Origin of the sequence: Pedobacter ginsenosidimutans, from assembly GCF_001442625.1 — a bacterium.
GTDB classification, from domain to species: domain Bacteria; phylum Bacteroidota; class Bacteroidia; order Sphingobacteriales; family Sphingobacteriaceae; genus Pedobacter; species Pedobacter ginsenosidimutans.
In genome coordinates this window covers 1-18,348 of the sequence record NZ_LMZQ01000003.1, presented here as the reverse complement: position 1 = coordinate 18,348, position 18,348 = coordinate 1, and the positions used below count along the sequence as shown (strand labels likewise).

General features: G+C 38.2%; 18 protein-coding genes. 8 read left to right on the top strand and 10 right to left on the bottom strand.

Annotated features, from left to right (window positions below; translation table 11 throughout):
- Positions 1-64: 64 nt before the first annotated feature.
- On the bottom strand, positions 65-418 hold the full coding sequence (locus ASU31_RS04025; RefSeq protein WP_057931114.1) for a HesB/IscA family protein: 354 nt from the start codon (positions 416-418) through the stop codon (positions 65-67).
- 92 nt (positions 419-510) lie between these two features.
- Between ASU31_RS04025 and ASU31_RS04020 the strand changes: the two genes are divergently transcribed.
- The 3 genes from ASU31_RS04020 to dnaA all read left to right on the top strand — a co-directional run bounded on the left by ASU31_RS04020 (position 511) and on the right by dnaA (position 4,680).
- Positions 511-1,041: a DUF7935 family protein gene (locus tag ASU31_RS04020; protein ID WP_057931113.1), complete on the top strand. Its 531-nt coding sequence runs from the start codon at positions 511-513 to the stop codon at positions 1,039-1,041.
- 108 nt (positions 1,042-1,149) lie between these two features.
- Positions 1,150-2,697, top strand: a complete 1,548-nt coding sequence (locus ASU31_RS04015; protein ID WP_057931112.1) for an acyl-CoA mutase large subunit family protein — start codon at positions 1,150-1,152, stop codon at positions 2,695-2,697.
- 552 nt (positions 2,698-3,249) lie between these two features.
- Positions 3,250-4,680 (top strand): chromosomal replication initiator protein DnaA, encoded by a 1,431-nt coding sequence (gene dnaA, locus ASU31_RS04010; protein WP_029275646.1) that lies wholly within the window; start codon positions 3,250-3,252, stop codon positions 4,678-4,680.
- A 103-nt stretch (positions 4,681-4,783) separates the two neighbouring features.
- On the opposite strand, the gene ASU31_RS04005 is transcribed toward dnaA, so the two are convergent.
- Both ASU31_RS04005 and ASU31_RS04000 read right to left on the bottom strand, forming a co-directional pair.
- Complete coding sequence (locus ASU31_RS04005) at positions 4,784-5,503, bottom strand: LytR/AlgR family response regulator transcription factor (protein ID WP_057931111.1); 720 nt, start codon at positions 5,501-5,503, stop codon at positions 4,784-4,786.
- Positions 5,500-6,543, bottom strand: coding sequence for a sensor histidine kinase (locus ASU31_RS04000; protein WP_057931110.1), 1,044 nt, complete (start codon positions 6,541-6,543; stop codon positions 5,500-5,502). The genes ASU31_RS04005 and ASU31_RS04000 overlap by 4 nt, the downstream gene beginning before the upstream one ends.
- Before the next feature lie 213 nt (positions 6,544-6,756).
- Between ASU31_RS04000 and ASU31_RS03995 the strand changes: the two genes are divergently transcribed.
- The gene (locus tag ASU31_RS03995; RefSeq protein WP_083505268.1) at positions 6,757-8,532 is read left to right on the top strand and encodes a S41 family peptidase; all 1,776 of its coding nucleotides are present in this window, start codon (positions 6,757-6,759) and stop codon (positions 8,530-8,532) included.
- 17 nt (positions 8,533-8,549) lie between these two features.
- Complete coding sequence (locus ASU31_RS03990) at positions 8,550-9,563, top strand: S41 family peptidase (RefSeq protein WP_057931108.1); 1,014 nt, start codon at positions 8,550-8,552, stop codon at positions 9,561-9,563.
- A 58-nt stretch (positions 9,564-9,621) separates the two neighbouring features.
- On the opposite strand, the gene ASU31_RS03985 is transcribed toward ASU31_RS03990, so the two are convergent.
- The 5 genes from ASU31_RS03985 to ASU31_RS03965 all read right to left on the bottom strand — a co-directional run bounded on the left by ASU31_RS03985 (position 9,622) and on the right by ASU31_RS03965 (position 12,587).
- Positions 9,622-10,170: an NUDIX hydrolase gene (locus ASU31_RS03985; protein ID WP_083505267.1), complete on the bottom strand. Its 549-nt coding sequence runs from the start codon at positions 10,168-10,170 to the stop codon at positions 9,622-9,624.
- Between the two features lie 49 nt (positions 10,171-10,219).
- Positions 10,220-10,609: a hypothetical protein gene (locus ASU31_RS03980; protein ID WP_057931107.1), complete on the bottom strand. Its 390-nt coding sequence runs from the start codon at positions 10,607-10,609 to the stop codon at positions 10,220-10,222.
- Positions 10,610-10,694: 85 nt separating this feature from the next.
- A complete protein-coding gene (locus ASU31_RS03975) occupies positions 10,695-11,474 on the bottom strand; it encodes a TPM domain-containing protein (RefSeq protein ID WP_057931106.1) in 780 nt (259 codons plus the stop codon).
- 3 nt (positions 11,475-11,477) lie between these two features.
- The gene (locus ASU31_RS03970) at positions 11,478-11,921 is read right to left on the bottom strand and encodes a TPM domain-containing protein (RefSeq protein ID WP_057931105.1); all 444 of its coding nucleotides are present in this window, start codon (positions 11,919-11,921) and stop codon (positions 11,478-11,480) included.
- 84 nt (positions 11,922-12,005) lie between these two features.
- Positions 12,006-12,587, bottom strand: coding sequence for a LemA family protein (locus tag ASU31_RS03965; RefSeq protein ID WP_029275651.1), 582 nt, complete (start codon positions 12,585-12,587; stop codon positions 12,006-12,008).
- 488 nt (positions 12,588-13,075) lie between these two features.
- Between ASU31_RS03965 and ASU31_RS03960 the strand changes: the two genes are divergently transcribed.
- Genes ASU31_RS03960 through ASU31_RS03950 form a run of 3 tightly spaced genes read left to right on the top strand, consistent with a single transcriptional unit; the run spans position 13,076 to position 15,517 of the window.
- Positions 13,076-14,617: an NAD(P)/FAD-dependent oxidoreductase gene (locus ASU31_RS03960; protein ID WP_057931104.1), complete on the top strand. Its 1,542-nt coding sequence runs from the start codon at positions 13,076-13,078 to the stop codon at positions 14,615-14,617.
- Positions 14,618-14,650: 33 nt separating this feature from the next.
- Positions 14,651-15,118: a DinB family protein gene (locus ASU31_RS03955; RefSeq protein ID WP_057931103.1), complete on the top strand. Its 468-nt coding sequence runs from the start codon at positions 14,651-14,653 to the stop codon at positions 15,116-15,118.
- Between the two features lie 39 nt (positions 15,119-15,157).
- Positions 15,158-15,517 (top strand): CoA-binding protein, encoded by a 360-nt coding sequence (locus ASU31_RS03950; RefSeq protein WP_057931102.1) that lies wholly within the window; start codon positions 15,158-15,160, stop codon positions 15,515-15,517.
- Here the strand turns inward: ASU31_RS03950 and ASU31_RS03945 are convergent.
- Both ASU31_RS03945 and ASU31_RS03940 read right to left on the bottom strand, forming a co-directional pair.
- On the bottom strand, positions 15,514-16,623 hold the full coding sequence (locus tag ASU31_RS03945; protein WP_057931101.1) for an acyloxyacyl hydrolase: 1,110 nt from the start codon (positions 16,621-16,623) through the stop codon (positions 15,514-15,516). The genes ASU31_RS03950 and ASU31_RS03945 overlap by 4 nt on opposite strands.
- Positions 16,623-17,579 (bottom strand): lipid A deacylase LpxR family protein, encoded by a 957-nt coding sequence (locus ASU31_RS03940; RefSeq protein ID WP_167346154.1) that lies wholly within the window; start codon positions 17,577-17,579, stop codon positions 16,623-16,625. The genes ASU31_RS03945 and ASU31_RS03940 overlap by 1 nt, the downstream gene beginning before the upstream one ends.
- Between the last annotated feature and the right edge of the window lie 769 nt (positions 17,580-18,348).

The following is an 18,348-nucleotide window of genomic DNA, read 5'->3' as shown; positions in this document are numbered from 1 at the left end:
AAAATAAAAAAAGTCCCGATGTTTAGACAAGGGGACTGCACTATATGTTACAATAATATTTTATTTATGCCGAGAAACTCGTGCCACAACCGCAGGTGCTGGTTGCGTTAGGATTAACGAAGGTAAAACCGCGTGAATTTAATCCATCCTGCCAATCGATCATCATGCCCATTAAGTACATCTGGTGTGCTTTGTTCATAAAAACCTTAATACCATCAATAAAAAATTCCTGATCGCCATCTTTTTTCTGATCAAAACCTAAAACGTAATTCATGCCAGCACAGCCGCCACCTTCTACGCCAACACGTAATCCATAATCTTCACTGATCTCCTGCTGATCCTTTAATTTATATAACTCTTTAGCTGCTCCTTCAGAAAAAGTAACTGGTGCAAATGCTGTATCAACTGTTGTGCTCATGTTATTTAAATTTTATCTGTTACAAATATAAATAATAATGCACATTTTTGCTTTTAACGGTCCGTTAATATTACCGTAATTAAACAATACTTATGAATACCCAACAAATTTTAGTTGATATAGTGATCTTATTTGCAGGCATTTTCATTGCACTAATGGCTGTTTATTATATTTTAAAGAACGATATCCAGCGTTTCTTTAACTTAAAAACCATCGAGCTGAACAAAGAAAGCCGGGCACATATTTTGCCTTTGCGCTTACAGGCACACGAGCGTTTAATTATATTTATCGATCGTATTAACCCTGCAAATTTGCTTGTTCGCCTGCATCAGCAAGGAATTGCCATTGCTACGCTGCAAGCTGGTGTTTTAAATGAAGTCCGCTCAGAGTACCAACATAATATTACCCAACAGTTGTATGTAGATAGCGTAACCTGGGGTGTGGTCCGTAAATTAAAAGACGATACTATTGCCATGATTAACAATGCAGTACAAGGTTTACCTCCTGATGCAAATGGAATTGAGTTGAGTAAAGCAATTTTACAGCACATGGCCAGTATTGATGAAAATCCTTACGATTTAACCATCGAACTGATCAAAAAGGATATTCACCAACTTTTTTGATGTGGTTAATTGGTTAACTGTTTTAGATTGATCTGCAAAATATGCGCAATTAGCCAACTCGGCTTGACCAATGAACCAATGACCATTGAACGAATAAACTAACCAATTATGAGCGAGAAAAAATATACCACCACTTCAGGTATTGAAATAAAAGCGCTGTATACCGAAGCGAGGCCAATGGAAGAGTTGCCTGGAGAATTTCCTTTTACCAGGGGAATCCAGAAGGATATGTACCGCGGTCGCTTGTGGACGATGAGGCAGTATGCTGGTTTTTCGACCGCTGAAGAATCAAACAAGCGTTATCATTATTTATTGGCTCAGGGAACAACGGGCTTATCTGTTGCTTTTGATCTTCCAACACAGATCGGTTACGATTCTGATCATGAAATGGCCGATGGAGAGGTGGGTAAGGTGGGGGTAGCTATCGATTCGTTAAAGGATATTGAAATTTTATTTGATGGTATTGAGCTGAAAGACATTACTACTTCGATGACGATCAATGCAACGGCTTCAATTTTACTGGCCATGTATATTGCGCTGGCTAAAAAACAAGGTGCAGATTTAAAACAGATTTCGGGGACGATACAGAATGATATTTTAAAAGAATATGCAGCAAGAGGCACATATATCTATCCGCCAAAACAATCGATGCGTTTAATTACCGATATTTTTGAGTTTTGTAGCAAAGAAGTGCCGAAGTGGAATACCATTTCTATATCAGGCTATCATATTCGTGAAGCTGGATCAACCGCTGTGCAAGAACTTGCTTTTACATTGGCTAACGGTAAAACCTACCTAAAAGCAGCGCTGGATAAAGGTTTAGATATTAATGTGTTTGCGAAACGGTTATCGTTCTTCTTCAATTGTCACAATAATTTCTTTGAAGAAATAGCTAAATTTAGGGCTGCAAGGCGGATGTGGGCGAAAATTACCAAAGATTTGGGTGCCACAGACGAAAAAGCGCAGATGTTAAGGTTTCATACCCAAACCGGAGGCTCAACCTTAACGGCGCAACAACCATTAAACAATGTAATCAGGGTAAGCAATCAGGCTATGGCTGCAGTTCTTGGCGGAACCCAATCCTTACATACCAATGGTTATGATGAAGCGCTTTCGCTTCCAACCGAATCGGCTGCAAAAATTGCTTTGCGTACCCAGCAGATCATTGCCTTCGAGAGCGGCGTTACCGACACCGTAGATCCATTGGCGGGGTCGTTCTTTGTGGAAAGCTTAACTGATGAAGTAGAGGCTGCTGCCTGGGCTTATATCGACCGCATAGATGTAATGGGCGGCTCGGTTAATGCCATCGAAAGCAACTATATGCAAAATGAGATTGCTGATGCAGCTTACCAATATCAGAAAGAAATCGAAAATGGCGAAAGGATCTCGGTAGGTGTAAATAAATTTACCCAGGAGGAAGATGGCTTGACAGAGGTTTTTAATATTGATGATTCAATCCGCAAACTGCAAACAGAAAAACTGGAAGCTTTAAAAGCTACGCGCGATCGTGATGATGTAGAAAAAGCATTGCAAAGGTTGCGTGAAGCTGCTAAAGGTGAAGAAAATTTGATGCCATTGATTATAGATGCTGTTGAAAAGTATGCTACACTTGGCGAAATTGCAGATGTGTTTAGGGGTACTTTTGGAGTTTACTAAGAAACTTAAGCACCCTGATTCTGTGATTTATTCCAGATTAAAATTAAAAGTATTTTGCTTTTAATGAAACGATGATAAAATGAACAGATACTTCGTTCATTGATCTTAAAATAATAAGCTAAAGTGTCGTGAAATTCATACAAAAACAAGGCATAATGAAATAATACAAAATCAATTTAAACGATCGGCTTAAATTAATATTAATTTATTTATCTTATGGCTTTGATTTTCAGTTTATTCGAGATTTAAAAAAACTAAAACGCTTAACTAGTACTTAAAATGGCTTAGATTTTGCTTTTTCAACAGCAATTCGATGTGATGAGGGTATTTTAATGTTAAGTAATGGTTAATGTGGATAACCAGTGTTAATAAATAGTTATCAACATAAAAAATTGAGGTTAAGCGGGCTACTATATTCCTTATCAGTATGTTACGATTTATTTGAAATTTTTGTTTAAAATGTTGATAATTTTCTCAATATTCGTAGTCCCTAAACGGACCATCCCTTTAATTCGAATAGGCACTGTAAACCAATAAATTATAGAAATCGCAATGGAAAAAACTTGTACAGAAGTATGGAAGAACTGTCTTCAAATTATTAAGGATAACATTCCGAGTCAAAGTTTCAAAACTTGGTTCGAGCCAATAACAGCCCTTAAATTGGAAGGTAAGGTTTTAACTATACAGGTGCCAAGTTTGTTCTTTTACGAATGGCTTGAAGAACATTATGTGGGCTTGCTGCGCAAGACTGTAAAAAAACAACTTGGAGAGGATGGCAGGTTGGAATATAACATCGTTGTAGATAAATCATCAAACAGCGGTAATCCTTATACTACCAATATGCCCTCAAATGGAAATGGAGCGGAGGCAAAGGTACAATCGATGCCGATTCCGGTTTCCATTAATAAGGATATTAAAAACCCTTTTATTATCCCTGGATTAAAAAAATTAAATGTTGATCCACAATTAAACTCTAACTATACTTTCGAAAATTATATTGAGGGAGATTGCAACCGCTTGGCGCGTTCTGCAGGTTACGCTGTAGCTGCTAAACCAGGAGGCACATCTTTTAACCCTTTAATGATTTACGGTGGAGTAGGTTTGGGTAAAACACACTTGGCGCAAGCGATCGGTAACGAGATTAAACGCAGCATGCCAGATAAGTTGGTGATCTATGTAAGCTGTGAGAAGTTCTGCCAGCAGTTTGTAGATTCATTGAAAAACAACACCATTAACGATTTCGTTAACTTTTATCAGGCAATGGATGTGATCATTATGGATGATGTACACAACTTTGCTGGTAAGGAAAAAACACAGGATATTTTCTTCCATATCTTTAACCACCTACACCAGTCGGGCAAACAGGTAATCTTAACATCTGATAAAGCACCAAAAGATTTAGCTGGTTTGGAAGAGCGTTTGTTAAGCCGTTTTAAATGGGGTTTATCTGCAGATCTACAGATCCCTGATCTGGAAACGCGTATTGCTATTTTAAGAAAGAAAATGTATGCTGATGGTATTGAGTTACCAGGCGAGGTGGTAGAATATGTGGCACACAACATTGATAACAATGTGCGTGAATTAGAGGGCGCTATGGTATCTCTTCTGGCACAGGCCACTTTGAATAAAAAAGAAATCGATTTAGCGCTTGCTAAGCAAATGCTGAAGAACTTTATTAAAAATACTTCTAAAGAAATTTCAATGGAATATATCCAGAAATTGGTTTGTGAGTATTTCGAGGTTCCAGTTGATATGGTTAAATCGCAAACGCGTAAACGTGAAATTGTTCAGGCACGTCAGATTTCGATGTACCTTTCTAAAAGCCATACTAAATCATCTTTGAAAACGATTGGTGCTTTCTTCGGCGGCCGCGATCACAGTACCGTAATTTATGCTTGCCAAACAGTAGAAGATTTAATTGATACTGATAAAAAGTTTAAAGCTTACGTACACGATATCCAAAAGAAATTAAAAATGAGCTAGACTAAGTTCAGGAACGGAAAGATAGAAGGGTTTAAATAAAATCTTTCGTTTATGTTCAAAAGTTTATGCGTTAACAGTAAAGGCCAGGTATTTTATCTGGCCTTTACTTTTTGCCCTCTATCAGTTTATAAAAATCTTCTTTGTACAAATCGCCAAAAGGAATAACAGCATCGCCAATATATATCCTGGCTCTTTCGATACTATTTATCTTTTTTACCGCAACAATGAAAGATCTATGTACCCTGATGAATTGCTTTTTGGGGAGCTGTTCTTCAGTTTTCTTTATACTTTGAAGCGATAGGATTTTATCTGTTTTGGTCTGGATAGCTACATAATTTTGCATGCCTTCTACGAAAAGGATATCATCTGTGTTGATTCTGATCAATTTATATTCAGTTTTTACAAAGATGAAGTCATTTTCGGATTCTGCAGGTTGATAAGCGTTGCTTGCTTGCGCTGGCGCTGCTAAACTGAAATGGCGCACAACTTTTTGTGCAGCTTTATAAAAGCGCTCAAAAGATACCGGCTTAAGGAGATAATCAACCGCATTGTTTTCAAAACCGTCCAACGCATATTCTGCATAAGCCGTAGTCAGGATAATCAGGCATTTTTCGTTCACAATTTTCATGAACTGTACACCATTGAGCTGCGGCATCTGTATATCCAGAAAAACGAGTTCTACATCATTTTTCATCACATATTCTAAAGCCTCTAATGGGTTGGTACTGCTAAAAGCAAGCGTTAGGTCTGGAATTTTACTGATATAATCATTCAGGATATCGATAGCAAGCGGCTTATCATCCACAACTACACAACGGATCATATGTTTTCTATATTCAGGTGAACGGTAAAAGTATCATTTTCATCAATAATTTCGAGCTTATGCCGATCGGGGTAAATCAGTGCCAACCTTCTCTGTACGTTGGTCAGTCCTATACCACCGGTTTTATCTTTGTAATCCTTATTCTTTTTATTAAAAACCTCAAAATCAAAATCGCTTTCATTGATATAAAGTTTAATCCTTACAGGGTTATTAGGGTCATTTACAATTCCGTGTTTAAAAGCATTCTCTATAAAATTAATCAATATCAGTGGCGCAATCTTCCTATTTTTATAATTCCCATTAATTTCGAGATCGATATAGGCGCTACCTTTTTGCCCTATTTCAAATAATTCTACCACATTTTTCAGGTAGTTGATTTCCCTTTCAACCGAAGCAAATCTATCGTTGCTCTCTTTAAGCATGTACCTTAGCAGTTCCGATAATTTTAATACCGCTTCGGGTGCCATCTCTGCTTTTTGGTAGGTTAATGAATAAATATCGTTCAGGGTATTAAATAAAAAATGCGGGTTAATCTGCGATTTTAAGTAAGCCAATTCTGTTATGGCTTGTTCTTTCTCCAGTTCCTGTTGTTTTTTCTGTGTTTCAAAATATTCGCCAACATAACTTATAGCTATGCTGAAGAAAATGTACACATAGTTTTCAAACAGTAAAGTTTGGAATGATAACCAAAAATTCAGCTTATCTATATATACATAAGAGTACCAACCGAATTTTAGTGGGAGCAGCGTTGCATACACATATTTGTGGATAGGAGCCAGCAAGGAGAAAAGAATAAAAAGTACTGCTATGTAAAGTATAATTTTTTTTGTCCTGACCAGTTTTGGTACCAATACTAAAAAATTAGCGTAGAAAATGCATACCGGAAAAAAAAGCACAATAAGCTTAACGCTTAAAGTTGATACAATGGTTGCAAAACTTAAATCGTTAAGATTGTAGGTTTGAAAACCAAATAAAAACTCTTTTAGCCATAAAATTAGCCAATAGCCAATGTGTAGGTATATAAAATACGCTTTCTTCATTTCCGAAATTTGCTAAAAATACTATAATCACCTTATAAGAGCACTTTAAAAAGTATAAAACCCTGAATTTTATACACCAAGGCCGGAATTATCATGTTTTACCCTTTTTTGGACTAAAAAGGCTATTCAGCAATGAAATTTTGGGTTTGATCAATTACATCCTTTATTATTTTCTTTTCGTGTCAATTTTGGAGAAAATTAAATCATCAGGGAATGAGAAATCTATTTAAACTAACACGCTGTTTTTATACCTTATTGCTAATGTGTGCTTTTTATCATGCTAGTGCACAACCCATAAATGAAACCGAGAAATACTTTCTCTTTTTTAAAACATGGAATTTCCTGAAATATTATCATCCACAATTTGCAAGTGGAAAAAAGGATGCAGATGCTGTTTTTATGAAAAACCAGAGCCTGTTGGATAATATTAGTAGTAAGACTGAGCTGAATACATTTTTGATGCGGATGATTATTACTGATCTCGGTACTAATAAAAAGGATCTGAAAAATACTAATCTAACTGTTTTGGAAGTTAATCCGTTACATAAATGGTACCTGAAGAATGCGTTGATCAATGCTGAACTGAAAAATGAACTATTGGATGTTTACACGCACCGCGATACCGTTGGGAAATATTATGTGCCAACCCTTAACTACGCCTCAGAAATCCCTAATGAGCGGAAATACAAATTCCCGGATTCAATAAACCTGCCTTTGGGCATGAGGCTATTAGCGTTGGCCAGGCTACAAGGCGTAATCGATTATCTCTATCCACATAAAGGTTTAATGGATGAAGGCTGGGATCAAACAGTGAAGAATAATATCCTGCTGTTTAAAAACTGTGTTTCCCGTATGGATTATGAAGTGCTGCTTCTTAAAATTGTGGCCAAACTAAACGATACTCATGCCTACAACCGCTTTTACGATGACCTAACTTATAAAAGGGAGATCTTTAAAAACAATTATTATCCTCCTTTCGACTACCAGATTATCGATAACAAAATACTGGTTAAGAGAATTATTGTTCCAGACCTGTGTACAGCAGCAGGCATTAAGGCTGGTGATTTAATCACAGCGGTTAATGGAGTAACGGTAAATAAACTGATCGACGGTCTCAAAGAACTGCTTTCTGCTTCGAACCGGAATACCCTGGTTTATAAATTGAACAATTACAAGACCAATTTGATATGGAGCAGTGATTCTTCGCGATTTCGTTTAGCCGTTTCTTCATCGGGAAAGAAAAAAGTGCTTTCGGTAGCTTTTGTAACTACAAAAAATGGTGTAGCTATTAAGGCGATCAACAACTACATGAATGCCAAATTGAAGGTGGCGGAAAGTATTTTGCCATTTCGGGTGATAGATAATGAAATCGCTTATTTTAATATCGATAAAATACATGAGTTGTTAAATGACGTACACGATGATCATTTGGATACAAAAATTGATTCTATTTTAAACTTAGCTGCAAAACAAAAAGGAATGATCTTCGATATGAGGGGCTATCCACATTGGGGTGGTTTTGTTTTTCACTACATTTATAAAAAATTCTCAAAACAGAATAACCTTTTTGCGCAGTATTTTCAGGCTGATACCCAAAACCTTGGAAGTTTTACTGCTATCCCCGGTACAATTACTTACTATCCAGATAATGTAACTACAGATGGTTTCAGTTATAAAGGTAAAGTATGCATTATTGTTAATGCGCAAACACAAAGTGCATCAGAATGGTACAGCATGAATCTGCAGCACATATTCCCTAAGGCGATTACCATCGGCGAGCAATCGGCGGGGGCAGATGGCGACGAAAAGCAAATTAATATTCCCGGAAATTACAATATCTGTTTTACAGGTAATGCCATTTATTATCCAGATGGAACGCCAGCACAGGGAAAAGGAGTGAGGATCAATAAAATAGTTAAACCAAAAATTGAAGATATCTTCTCAGATATGGATAGGCAGCTCAAATTTGCTATTAAATCAGTTCAGTAACTCCTTAAAATATATTTATGAAAAAGATTTTTTTATCACTATTGCTGTTGGCTGGTTTTAAAGTTAACGCAGTGGTACAAACTCAAAACAGAGACAGCATTAAAATTTATGTAGATAATGTGCTTCAGATTATAAAGAACAGATCGATAAATAGTGGCAAAATGGATTGGAATAAAATTGATCTGGAGGTTGCACAAAAGATTGGCAAGTTAAAAAGTATTAGGGAAACCTACCCCATTATAAAAAACGTACTGGAAAAACTAGGTGATTCGCATTCCAAGTTTTTTCCGCCCGAAACTGTAGCATCTTACGTGAAAGGTTACCGTGCAACAGGAATATCCTTCCCTGAAATAAAGACGGCATTTTTAGCAAATCGTTATGCATATATCGTATTACCAGCCTTTTATTCTTATAATATGGATGAATGGAACGAATTTGTAAATAATTTTAGAGCAGAGCTGTCAAAACTTTCAGCTCAAAAACCTAAAGGATGGATATTGGATCTGAGGGATAATGAAGGCGGAATGTTTGCGCCAATGTATGCGGCAATTGCTCCATTGCTAGATCAATCTAATGTAATCGGCTGGATAGATAGAAATGGGGAAAACAATTTTTTTAATTTTAAAGATGATAGGTTATTCGAAAATAAAAAAGCTGTTTATCTATTTAAACTAACTACCCATAAAATAAAAATCAAGAATCCTAATCTGGTGTTATTGATAAATGAAAGAACTGCCAGTAGCGCCGAATTTGCCGCTATATCTTTCGTAGGACAGAAAAATGTTACCATAATTGGGAATAAAACAAATGGATTAACTTCGGCAAATCAGGAACATAAACTTAGTGATGGCGCATTTTTGGTACTAACAGAAGGCATTACCATCGACAGGAATTTAAAACAATACGTGAACGTCGGAGCAGGATTAGTGGGTGACATTAAAATTGGTCAGCTTACTGGAAACGAAGAAAAAGATAAGAAATTATACCTCGAAAAAGCTTACGAAGTATTAGGTAGCAAAACTGTTCACTAATAAAAAAGCTCCTTAATTTATTTGGGTTAAGGAGCTTTTCGTTTTGACCAAGATAAGTTTAAAGTTTTTCTACTTCAGCTAAGCCATATAATAAGGCCGCAACATGTAATGCCTGAGCTATTTTATTTTCCTTAATCAGTTGCCTTACCTCCTCAACAGTATATTCTTCAACATTTAATATTTCATGTTCATCTAAATGCTGTTCATGCGTTTTAATACCACCTGTTAAGAAATAGGTAAAGGTTCTGTTGTTTGATGTTGCCGGATTAGGATAAAGCTCGGCAATAAGTTTGCAGGTTTTGAAACTGTAACCTGTTTCTTCTAAGAGTTCGCGTTTAACAGCGAACTCAGGTGCTTCGTCGCCATCAATTACACCACCCGGAACTTCAAGCGAAACAATATCGGCCGCATGGCGGTACTGGCGCACCATGATTATTTTTCCTGCTTCTGTCAGTGCAATCGCATTAACCCAGTTCGGGTACTCTAAAACATAATAATCGTCTTTTATAATACCATCAGGAAGTTTAACTTCGTCTACCCTTAAGGTAGCCCACTTTTCTTTTACTAAATATTTAGAGGCAAGCTTTTGCCACTTTTCTATAATCATTATTTTATTTATGTTAATTGAATTACTCCAAACTGAAAACTGTCAACGCTTAACTAAGGTATTGCTGTATCGTTTTCTGACGGTGCAAGTTTACCAAATGTACGATCTTGTGCCGATCTGACAGGTATTGATAGACTAAATTCAGTTTTGGCGCAATCATTAGGTTTCTATCGGGGCTTATACCTAATTCGTAATATAAGAATTCGCTCAGTGAGTCGAGTTTTTCGGGAGGGAGGTTGCCTTCCGCTAACCAATTTTCAAAAACGGAAAGCGCTTCATTTTCCAGAATTTCTTTTGGTAATTGAAAACCGCCTTCCATAGTTTCGTCAAAAAGTTGATTGGCCTCGGCCAACTTGCCTTCTAATTTTAAGCCCATAATACGGGCCAAAACCTGTGCAAGTTTCTGTATTTCTGCTGTGATTAAATCTCTTCTGTACATTATTGTTGTAATGTTTTAATCTGTTGGAAAGTTCAAAATGCAGTAGATTCTAACTTAATGACCAATGACCAATGAACTAATATGTTTACCAGCTTCCGCTGCTGCCACCACCACCAAAGCTTCCTCCGCCAAAACCACCGAATCCACCGCCGCCTCCACCAGAAGAACCGCCTCCCCAGCCACCGCTGTTTCGGCCACCACCGCCACCGCTTCCAAAAAGCATAGCCCAGAACAAAGCGTTAGATGCACCCCGACCGCCAATTACTTCACTGCCGCCTCCGCCGCCTTTCCTCATGATGATGATGATTACGATTACAATAATGATAATAATCACAATACTACCACCTCCGCCACCTTTCTTTGAAGAAGTTTTAGGATTATCATTTTTATATTCACCTTTGGTATATTTTATAATCGAAGTAGTACCTTCATCTAGGCCGGCATAATAGTTTCCTGCTCTAAAATTGGGTTTAATATCGTTATCAATAATACGCTTGGCATAAATATCAGGTAATGCACCTTCTAAGCCATAACCCGTTTGGATAGAGATTTTTCGGTCGCCAACAGCCACAACGATCATAATACCGTTGTTTTTGCCACTTTGGCCAACTCCCCATTTTCGGCCCAGCTCAACGGCGTATTCATTAATATCATAATCGCCTACAGATTTTAATATCGCTATAGCAATCTGCGTTGATGACGAATCATTAAAAGCTACTAATTTAGTTTCCAGTTGCTGCTTTTGATCGGCTGATAGCACATTAGCATAATCATTAACCAAAGTATTGGGTTTCTCGGGAAAATCCTGTGCAAAGGCGAAAGTGAATAATAAACTCAGTAACGAGAAAAGGAATGTTTTCTTCATCGCTTATTTCTGCTCTAGATTGTCCATAAAAACGATATCATTTGGCAATTCATTAATGTCGCCTTTTTGAGGAGGAAAGAACAAGGCCAGCTTTTCTCCCGCCAATGCTACGCCCGCAATAATGCCATCAGCTAAATTGCCTTTTGCAAAGTGTGCAGTCATCGCTATTTTGGCCGTTTCCCAAAAATTTTCAGGTACTACCTGGTTAATGCCCACATCGCCAATAATGGCAAATTTATGATCGGCATGTGCCAGGTAAATCAGTACCCCATTTCTTTTGGCTGTTTTGTCCATATCCAGCTTTGTAAAATATTCTATAGCTTTTTCGTATGGGTCACCCGCGCAGTGTTTGTCAATAGCAATCCTAATTTCTCCAGATGTTGCTCTTTCTGCATCGGAGATCGCGGTTGCTATTTTTTCTTGTTCAATATCTGAAAATAACGACATGTGCTTATTTTGTATGAAGTAAAAAGGGTAATAAATGCTTATTTAATAAACATTCACTACCCTTATATATATTAATTGAGAATATTAAAATTCTACTTTAGGGGCGTCTTTTGCAGTAGCATCGGCTTCAAAATATCCTTTAGCTTTAAAGCCGAACATGCCAGCTGTTAAATTGGTAGGAAACGATCTGATTTTGCCATTATATTCTTGTACTGCATCATTAAAATCTTTACGGGCAACAGTAATCCTGTTCTCAGTACTTTCTAACTGGGCCGATAAATCACTAAATTGCTGTGTAGCTCTTAGTTCAGGGTAATTTTCTGTAATCGATAATAATTTACCCAGAGCCTGGCTCAATTGTCCCTGAGCAGCCTGGTATTTCTGGATGTTTTCTGGTGTTAATTCGTCAGCTTTAACTGTCATCTGTGTTGCTTTTGCACGTGCTTCGGTTACAGCAGTTAAAGTACCTTGCTCAAATTTAGCCGCTCCTTTTACCGTAGCTACCAGGTTCGGAATTAAATCTGCTCTTCTTTGATACTGGGTTTGCACAGTTCCCCATTTCGATTTAACGTTTTCATCAAGTTTAACCATGCTGTTATATCCGCATGAACTTAAAGTGCTCACTGCAATAACTGCAGCTAAAATTCCAAATATTAATCTTTTCATTTTTATGGTTTTTGTCTTTTTAATAGAATTGATTTATGGTCAATTTACGAATTAGATATCAAATTGCATGCCTTTGTTACAGTTTCGGTATTTATCTGACAGGTTGACAAGCTTAGGGTAATGTTTAAACTGATGTTTTTGTTTTGAAGCGCAAGGTCATTCGCTTTTTTTAATGTTTGCTCCCGCTCTTCGCTCTACTTCGTGCCCGCTCCGATCGGGGCTAAAAACTTTGGGCTGTGGCACGGAAAACCGGCATAGTAGCAACAAAGCCGCCATCTAAACCCGCTCTACCTCCAGCCCCGATTTTTCATCGGGGCTGGAGGTAGAGCGGGACTGTAGTTTTTTCCAATGAAACACTGCAATTGCTTTCCAAAAAACATAAAAGCATTACTTTAGTCTGCTAATAGTTTTTATTCATATGCTGAAATCATCAAATATGCTATCAGATATTTATCTTTGTACTGTTCGGGATAAAAACCTGACATGATATGCAGAAAGACATCGAAATTACGCTGCTCCCGCACGAGGTAGAGCAAAAAGAAGTGATTAACCAGAAATTGGCTGAATCCCTAAAATTACCTGGTTCAAGAATTAAAGGCTATGAAATACTGAAGAGATCGATAGATGCCCGCTCGAGAAAAGTGATATTCAGACTTCAGGTAAAAGTTTTTGTAGATGAGGAAGCCATTTCCGAAGTATACACCATTAATTATAAAAATGTAAGCGACGCTAAGCCTGTGATTATTATCGGGGCTGGCCCGGCGGGCTTGTTTGCAGCTTTGCAGTGTATAGAGAATGGATTAAAGCCCATTATTATCGAACGTGGTAAAGATGTAAAACAACGCCGGAGAGATTTGGCTGCCATAAACAAACAGGGATTAGTGAATACTGAATCTAATTATTGTTATGGTGAAGGTGGGGCAGGAACCTATTCGGATGGTAAACTGTATACCCGTTCTAATAAGCGGGGCGATATTAATAAAGTGCTCCAGGTTTTTGTAAACCATGGGGCAGAAGCCGATATTGCTATCGATGCCCGCCCACATATAGGCACCAATAAACTTCCGCATATTATCACTTCCATAAAAGATACTATCCTGAATGCTGGGGGCGAGGTGATGTTCGATAGCCGTATGACTGATATTTTGATCGAATTCGGAAAAGTAAAAGGAATTGAGGTAAATTTTGAAGAAAAGTTGTTTGCTGATGATATCATCTTGGCAACTGGTCATTCTGCAAGAGATGTGTACGAATTGCTAAACAGTAAAAATATCCTGATTGAGGCGAAGCCGTTTGCTTTAGGCGTGCGGATTGAGCATCCTCAGGAAATTATTGATTCAGCCCAGTACCACTGCAATATTAGATCGGAGTTTTTACCTCCCGCGTACTACAGTTTGGTGGAGCAGGTTGGTGCCCGTGGGGTGTTTTCTTTTTGTATGTGCCCTGGAGGCATTATTGCGCCTTGTTCTACAGGCGAAAATGAAATCGTGGTAAATGGTTGGTCGCCATCTAAACGGAATAATCCTTATGCCAATTCTGGAACGGTGGTTCAAGTTACCTTAAACGATGTTCAGGGTTACGATCCGCTTAGAATGTTGCACTTCCAATCGGAGATTGAAAAATTGGCTTTTGAGGCCGGTGGTGGAAATCTGGTAGCTCCGGCCCAGCGCATGGTTGATTTTGTGAACAATAAATTATCGATCGATCTACCAAAGAACTCCTATCTGCCTGGCACCAAAAGTTCAATGCTGGATAATATTTTACCCGATTTCGTATCGGATAGCTTACGTGCAGCACTACCCTTGTTTGGAAAAAAGATTAAAGGTTATTATACAAATGAAGCCATTTTGGTAGGGGTAGAGAGCAGAACTTCCTCCCCGGTTAGAATTCCGAGAGATAAAGAGACTTATCAGCATCCTCAGGTAAAAGGTTTATATCCTTGCGCAGAAGGCGCAGGTTATGCCGGTGGAATTGTATCGGCAGCAATAGATGGTATTAACTGTGCCAATGCAATATTAAACGCATCTTAACAAACTTTATATTGCTCTAATTGTTGTTTTGGTATGTTTAATATCACGAACGAAATTAAAAAGGCATTTAATGGTGATGCCTGGCATGGTAACCATGTAATGCAAACCTTAAATAACGTTAATCCTGAAAGTGCATTTAGTCATTTTGTGCCAGGGGCGCATTCTATTGCCGAAATTGCCCTGCATTTAACTGCTTGGACAGAAGAAGTTACCTCAAGACTGAGCGGGAAACCTGCTGCAGAACCCGCAATGGGCGATTGGCCAATGCCTGAAAGTAGAACGCCTAAGGCCTGGGAGCGCATTATCTTTAATTTTAAAATTGCTAATGAAGAACTTATCCGCTTGTGCGAAAGCATAAAAGATAACCAATGGAATGATGAAGTAAAGAGTGAGCGGAACCCGGCGTTGGGAACAGGGGTAACCAATGCAGAACTTTTAAGTGGTTTGGCACAACACCATGCTTACCATTCCGGTCAAATTGCTTTGCTTTCTAAGTTTTAGTAATTAATCTGTAATCAATAAATCTTTGGAATCACCTTTATGAAGAAGACACTTATTATCGGCGCATCGCCAAACCCATCCAGATACGCTTATAAAGCAGCCAATATGCTCAAGCGCTTCAATCACGAGATTGTTAACGTAGGCATAAAAAAAGGAGAGGTTGCAGGCGTAGAAATTGAAAAACCGGATCAGATCCACACTGATATAGATACCATAACTTTATATATTGGGCCACCTCTACAGGCGCAATATCATGATTACATCCTTGCAACAAAACCCAAGCGGGTAATTTTCAATCCAGGAACTGAAAATTATGAGCTCGAAAAATTATTGGATCAGCACAATATCGAACCCGTTGAAGCCTGTACTTTGGTGTTGCTAAGCACAGGGCAATATTAAAATCTATATACCACGCCCCAGTTTACATAATCTGCCTGGGCAAAGTGCATATAGGTTTTTGCCTGCAAGCCAATGTGTGGCGTAATATTAAAAGTAGGTCCGAAGGTCCAGTACCAGGTCGCTTTATCCATCAATCTGTTGTAGTGGATGTATTTTCCAATCTGAGCCGCAACGGTTATGCGCCATAAGTTGATATCAGCACCAACACTGACCCCGGTACGCCATTTATCATACGAAGTTCCGTAGTTTTGGAAAGTTTCCCCATAATTATCTGGGTCAAATACAGTATAATAATAAACAGCATCCGCACCAGCCTTAAGAGACATCACATCATTCAGGTAAAAATTGTAACCTGCATATAACCCGCTTTTGTATAAGCTTTTGTTCCTGTTCGCAAATACGCCCCTTGCGCCTAAACCCGCACTAAGCTCAATCGAATTACGCTGTAGAGTGGTGTAGGTGCTTTTCAGCTCAGCAGTTAATGTTTTTGGATTGTTTAGTTTAAGTCCGATGTAAACATTTCCTGTATTCAATCCACCATTTGGAACAGTGGCCCCTCCATTAGATACATGTAGAAAGCCAAAGCCTAACAGTAGATCAGTATATTTACTCATGGGCAGCTCCATTCCTAAATCTGCTTTAATGGTTTCGTTAATCGGGCTTCCTAAAAATCGGTTTTTGGTATTATTAAAGTAATACTTGTTTGTATAACCCAAGCCAACGCCCGGCGTAAAATTAAATTTAGCTTTTCCGACTTTGAATAACTGAAAATCCATCTGTGCCACTAAGCCATATACCTGTCCAAAAGCATTGGCTGAGGTATCTTTTGTACCTTTCAGCTTGCTCAGATCTCTAAAAACAAATCCGATCCCATAAGATTTGGCACCACCAAATCCGATCCATTTATCGCTGTTCTGGCTGATGTCTTTAAAATATGCCGCGTCAAATCCGGTAATCTGATCCTGAAACAGATGACCCTGGTCATTATTTACGTGTGTGCCAAATACGGGCTTGATAATAATCGAATGATTTTCGGGTGCAATTTGAGCCTTAGCAAATGTGCAACCTGTAATAACGAAAATAAAAGAGAGTAGTTGTTTTTTCATTAGCTTTTACTAAAACGGTAAGCAAGACTATAAAAGGCATAACGGTAGCCTGTGGCACTGTTTTTAACTTCGTTCGAAGTAAAAGTAGCGGTATAATTGGCTGTCCAACGTGCAATGGCGAAGGTTAAACCTACTTGTGTGGTAAAAACAATTGGCTTAGGTTTAAAAGTAATTGGGCCTTTATCATTCAAAAATAATCCACCCTGCAAACTCGAATCGAAAGCAATGGCATGTAACTGAGGACTAACAGAAAGGAAAAGTTCGTATTTGCGCTGTGCTTTGTTCAGATGGTTATTGCTCACCAAGCTATTAAAAGCCGATGAACCATCCATATCATTAAATCTGCCCAGACGGAACATTGCCCCGAGATTTGCTTTTGTAATCACATTACCAACTGCTGCTGACGTTGTTCCTGTAATATCGAATATTTTATTGTTTGTGCTCATTAAAAGCCTATTATATTCTACACCCAGGTTTAATGTTGGTTCGCTGTTTAGACCATATTCCCATCCTTCAATCTGATTTTGACCAACCAGTTTATGAAATGCTTTTTGAAACTGCTCACCTAAAGCATCTTTTCCGGTAAGTCCAATCTGTGCAGAAACCTTAAGCATCTGTTTATTTGCGTAAAACCGGCTATAATTTGCCTCGCCATAAAGGTATGCCGTAAAAGGGCGGTCGTGTAGGGCAGGGTTTGGTACAAAGCTGTAATATGGATTGTATATTTTTTGGCCGAATTCAAAACCGATAATTTCTTTACTTCTTCCTGCTTTTAAGTTCTCCCCATTCAGGGCATGCCGATATTTGATAAAAGCACCGTTTGTATAATATCGATCGCTCGTAATATCTATATAAGCATCATTCTCGGAGATAATAACAAGCTCATTTTTATAATTTTGCGCATAACCGATTTCCGCCATGCCGATAAATAGCAGAGAAAAGTATAGTTTGAGCATCAACTTCATTTATATGGATGGTTTAATAAGCCATAAAAGTATTAATTATTGTTCAAAAATTCGATATGATGGTTGTTAATTGCTGCTCAAGAACTTGGGAAGTTTATTCACTCACCCATGTTATTGCTACACTATATATAGGAGTGCTTTTGTTTTTTTAGCAAAGCAGGTTTAGTGCTACTATATAGGTATGTTCCCGCTATCCGCTTTATCCCGATGAAAATCGGGATGCCCGCTGCTATCGGGTTTAGGTGGCAGGGGCTTCCTAAGTTTCAAGTGGCCGGTTGCAGGGAAAACTCCGGAAGCCTTAAGTGATGCATCTGCCGCTAAACATGCTTTCGTTCAAAAAGTTTTGTATGTGCCAACATTTTTTCTGTCTGAAAACCATTGTGTTACATAAATAGGGTAACTAATGTTTGCCTATCCTTTGGATATAGGTTAAAAATCCCTACTTTTGCATCCCGCTTCGGAGGAAGGGTTTGGTTGAAAGGATGGCATTGGAGCGCGCAGGCAAGGATTTATTTTAAAATAAATATTGCGGGAGAAGAAAAGATTGCTACCTTTGCAGCCCGGATCGGAAGAACGGAAAGCTGGTCAAAACCGGCATATTGAAATAAGAGGAAGGGAAAAAAAGAAGACGAAAAAATAAAATTTATTTTATTTGGAAGTTCGGAAAAGTTCCTTACCTTTGCACTCCCAACCGAAAGGAAGCGGGGAAAACCGGAACGGCGGATGCCGGAAAGGTAACAGAAAAAAGATTGAAACGGAT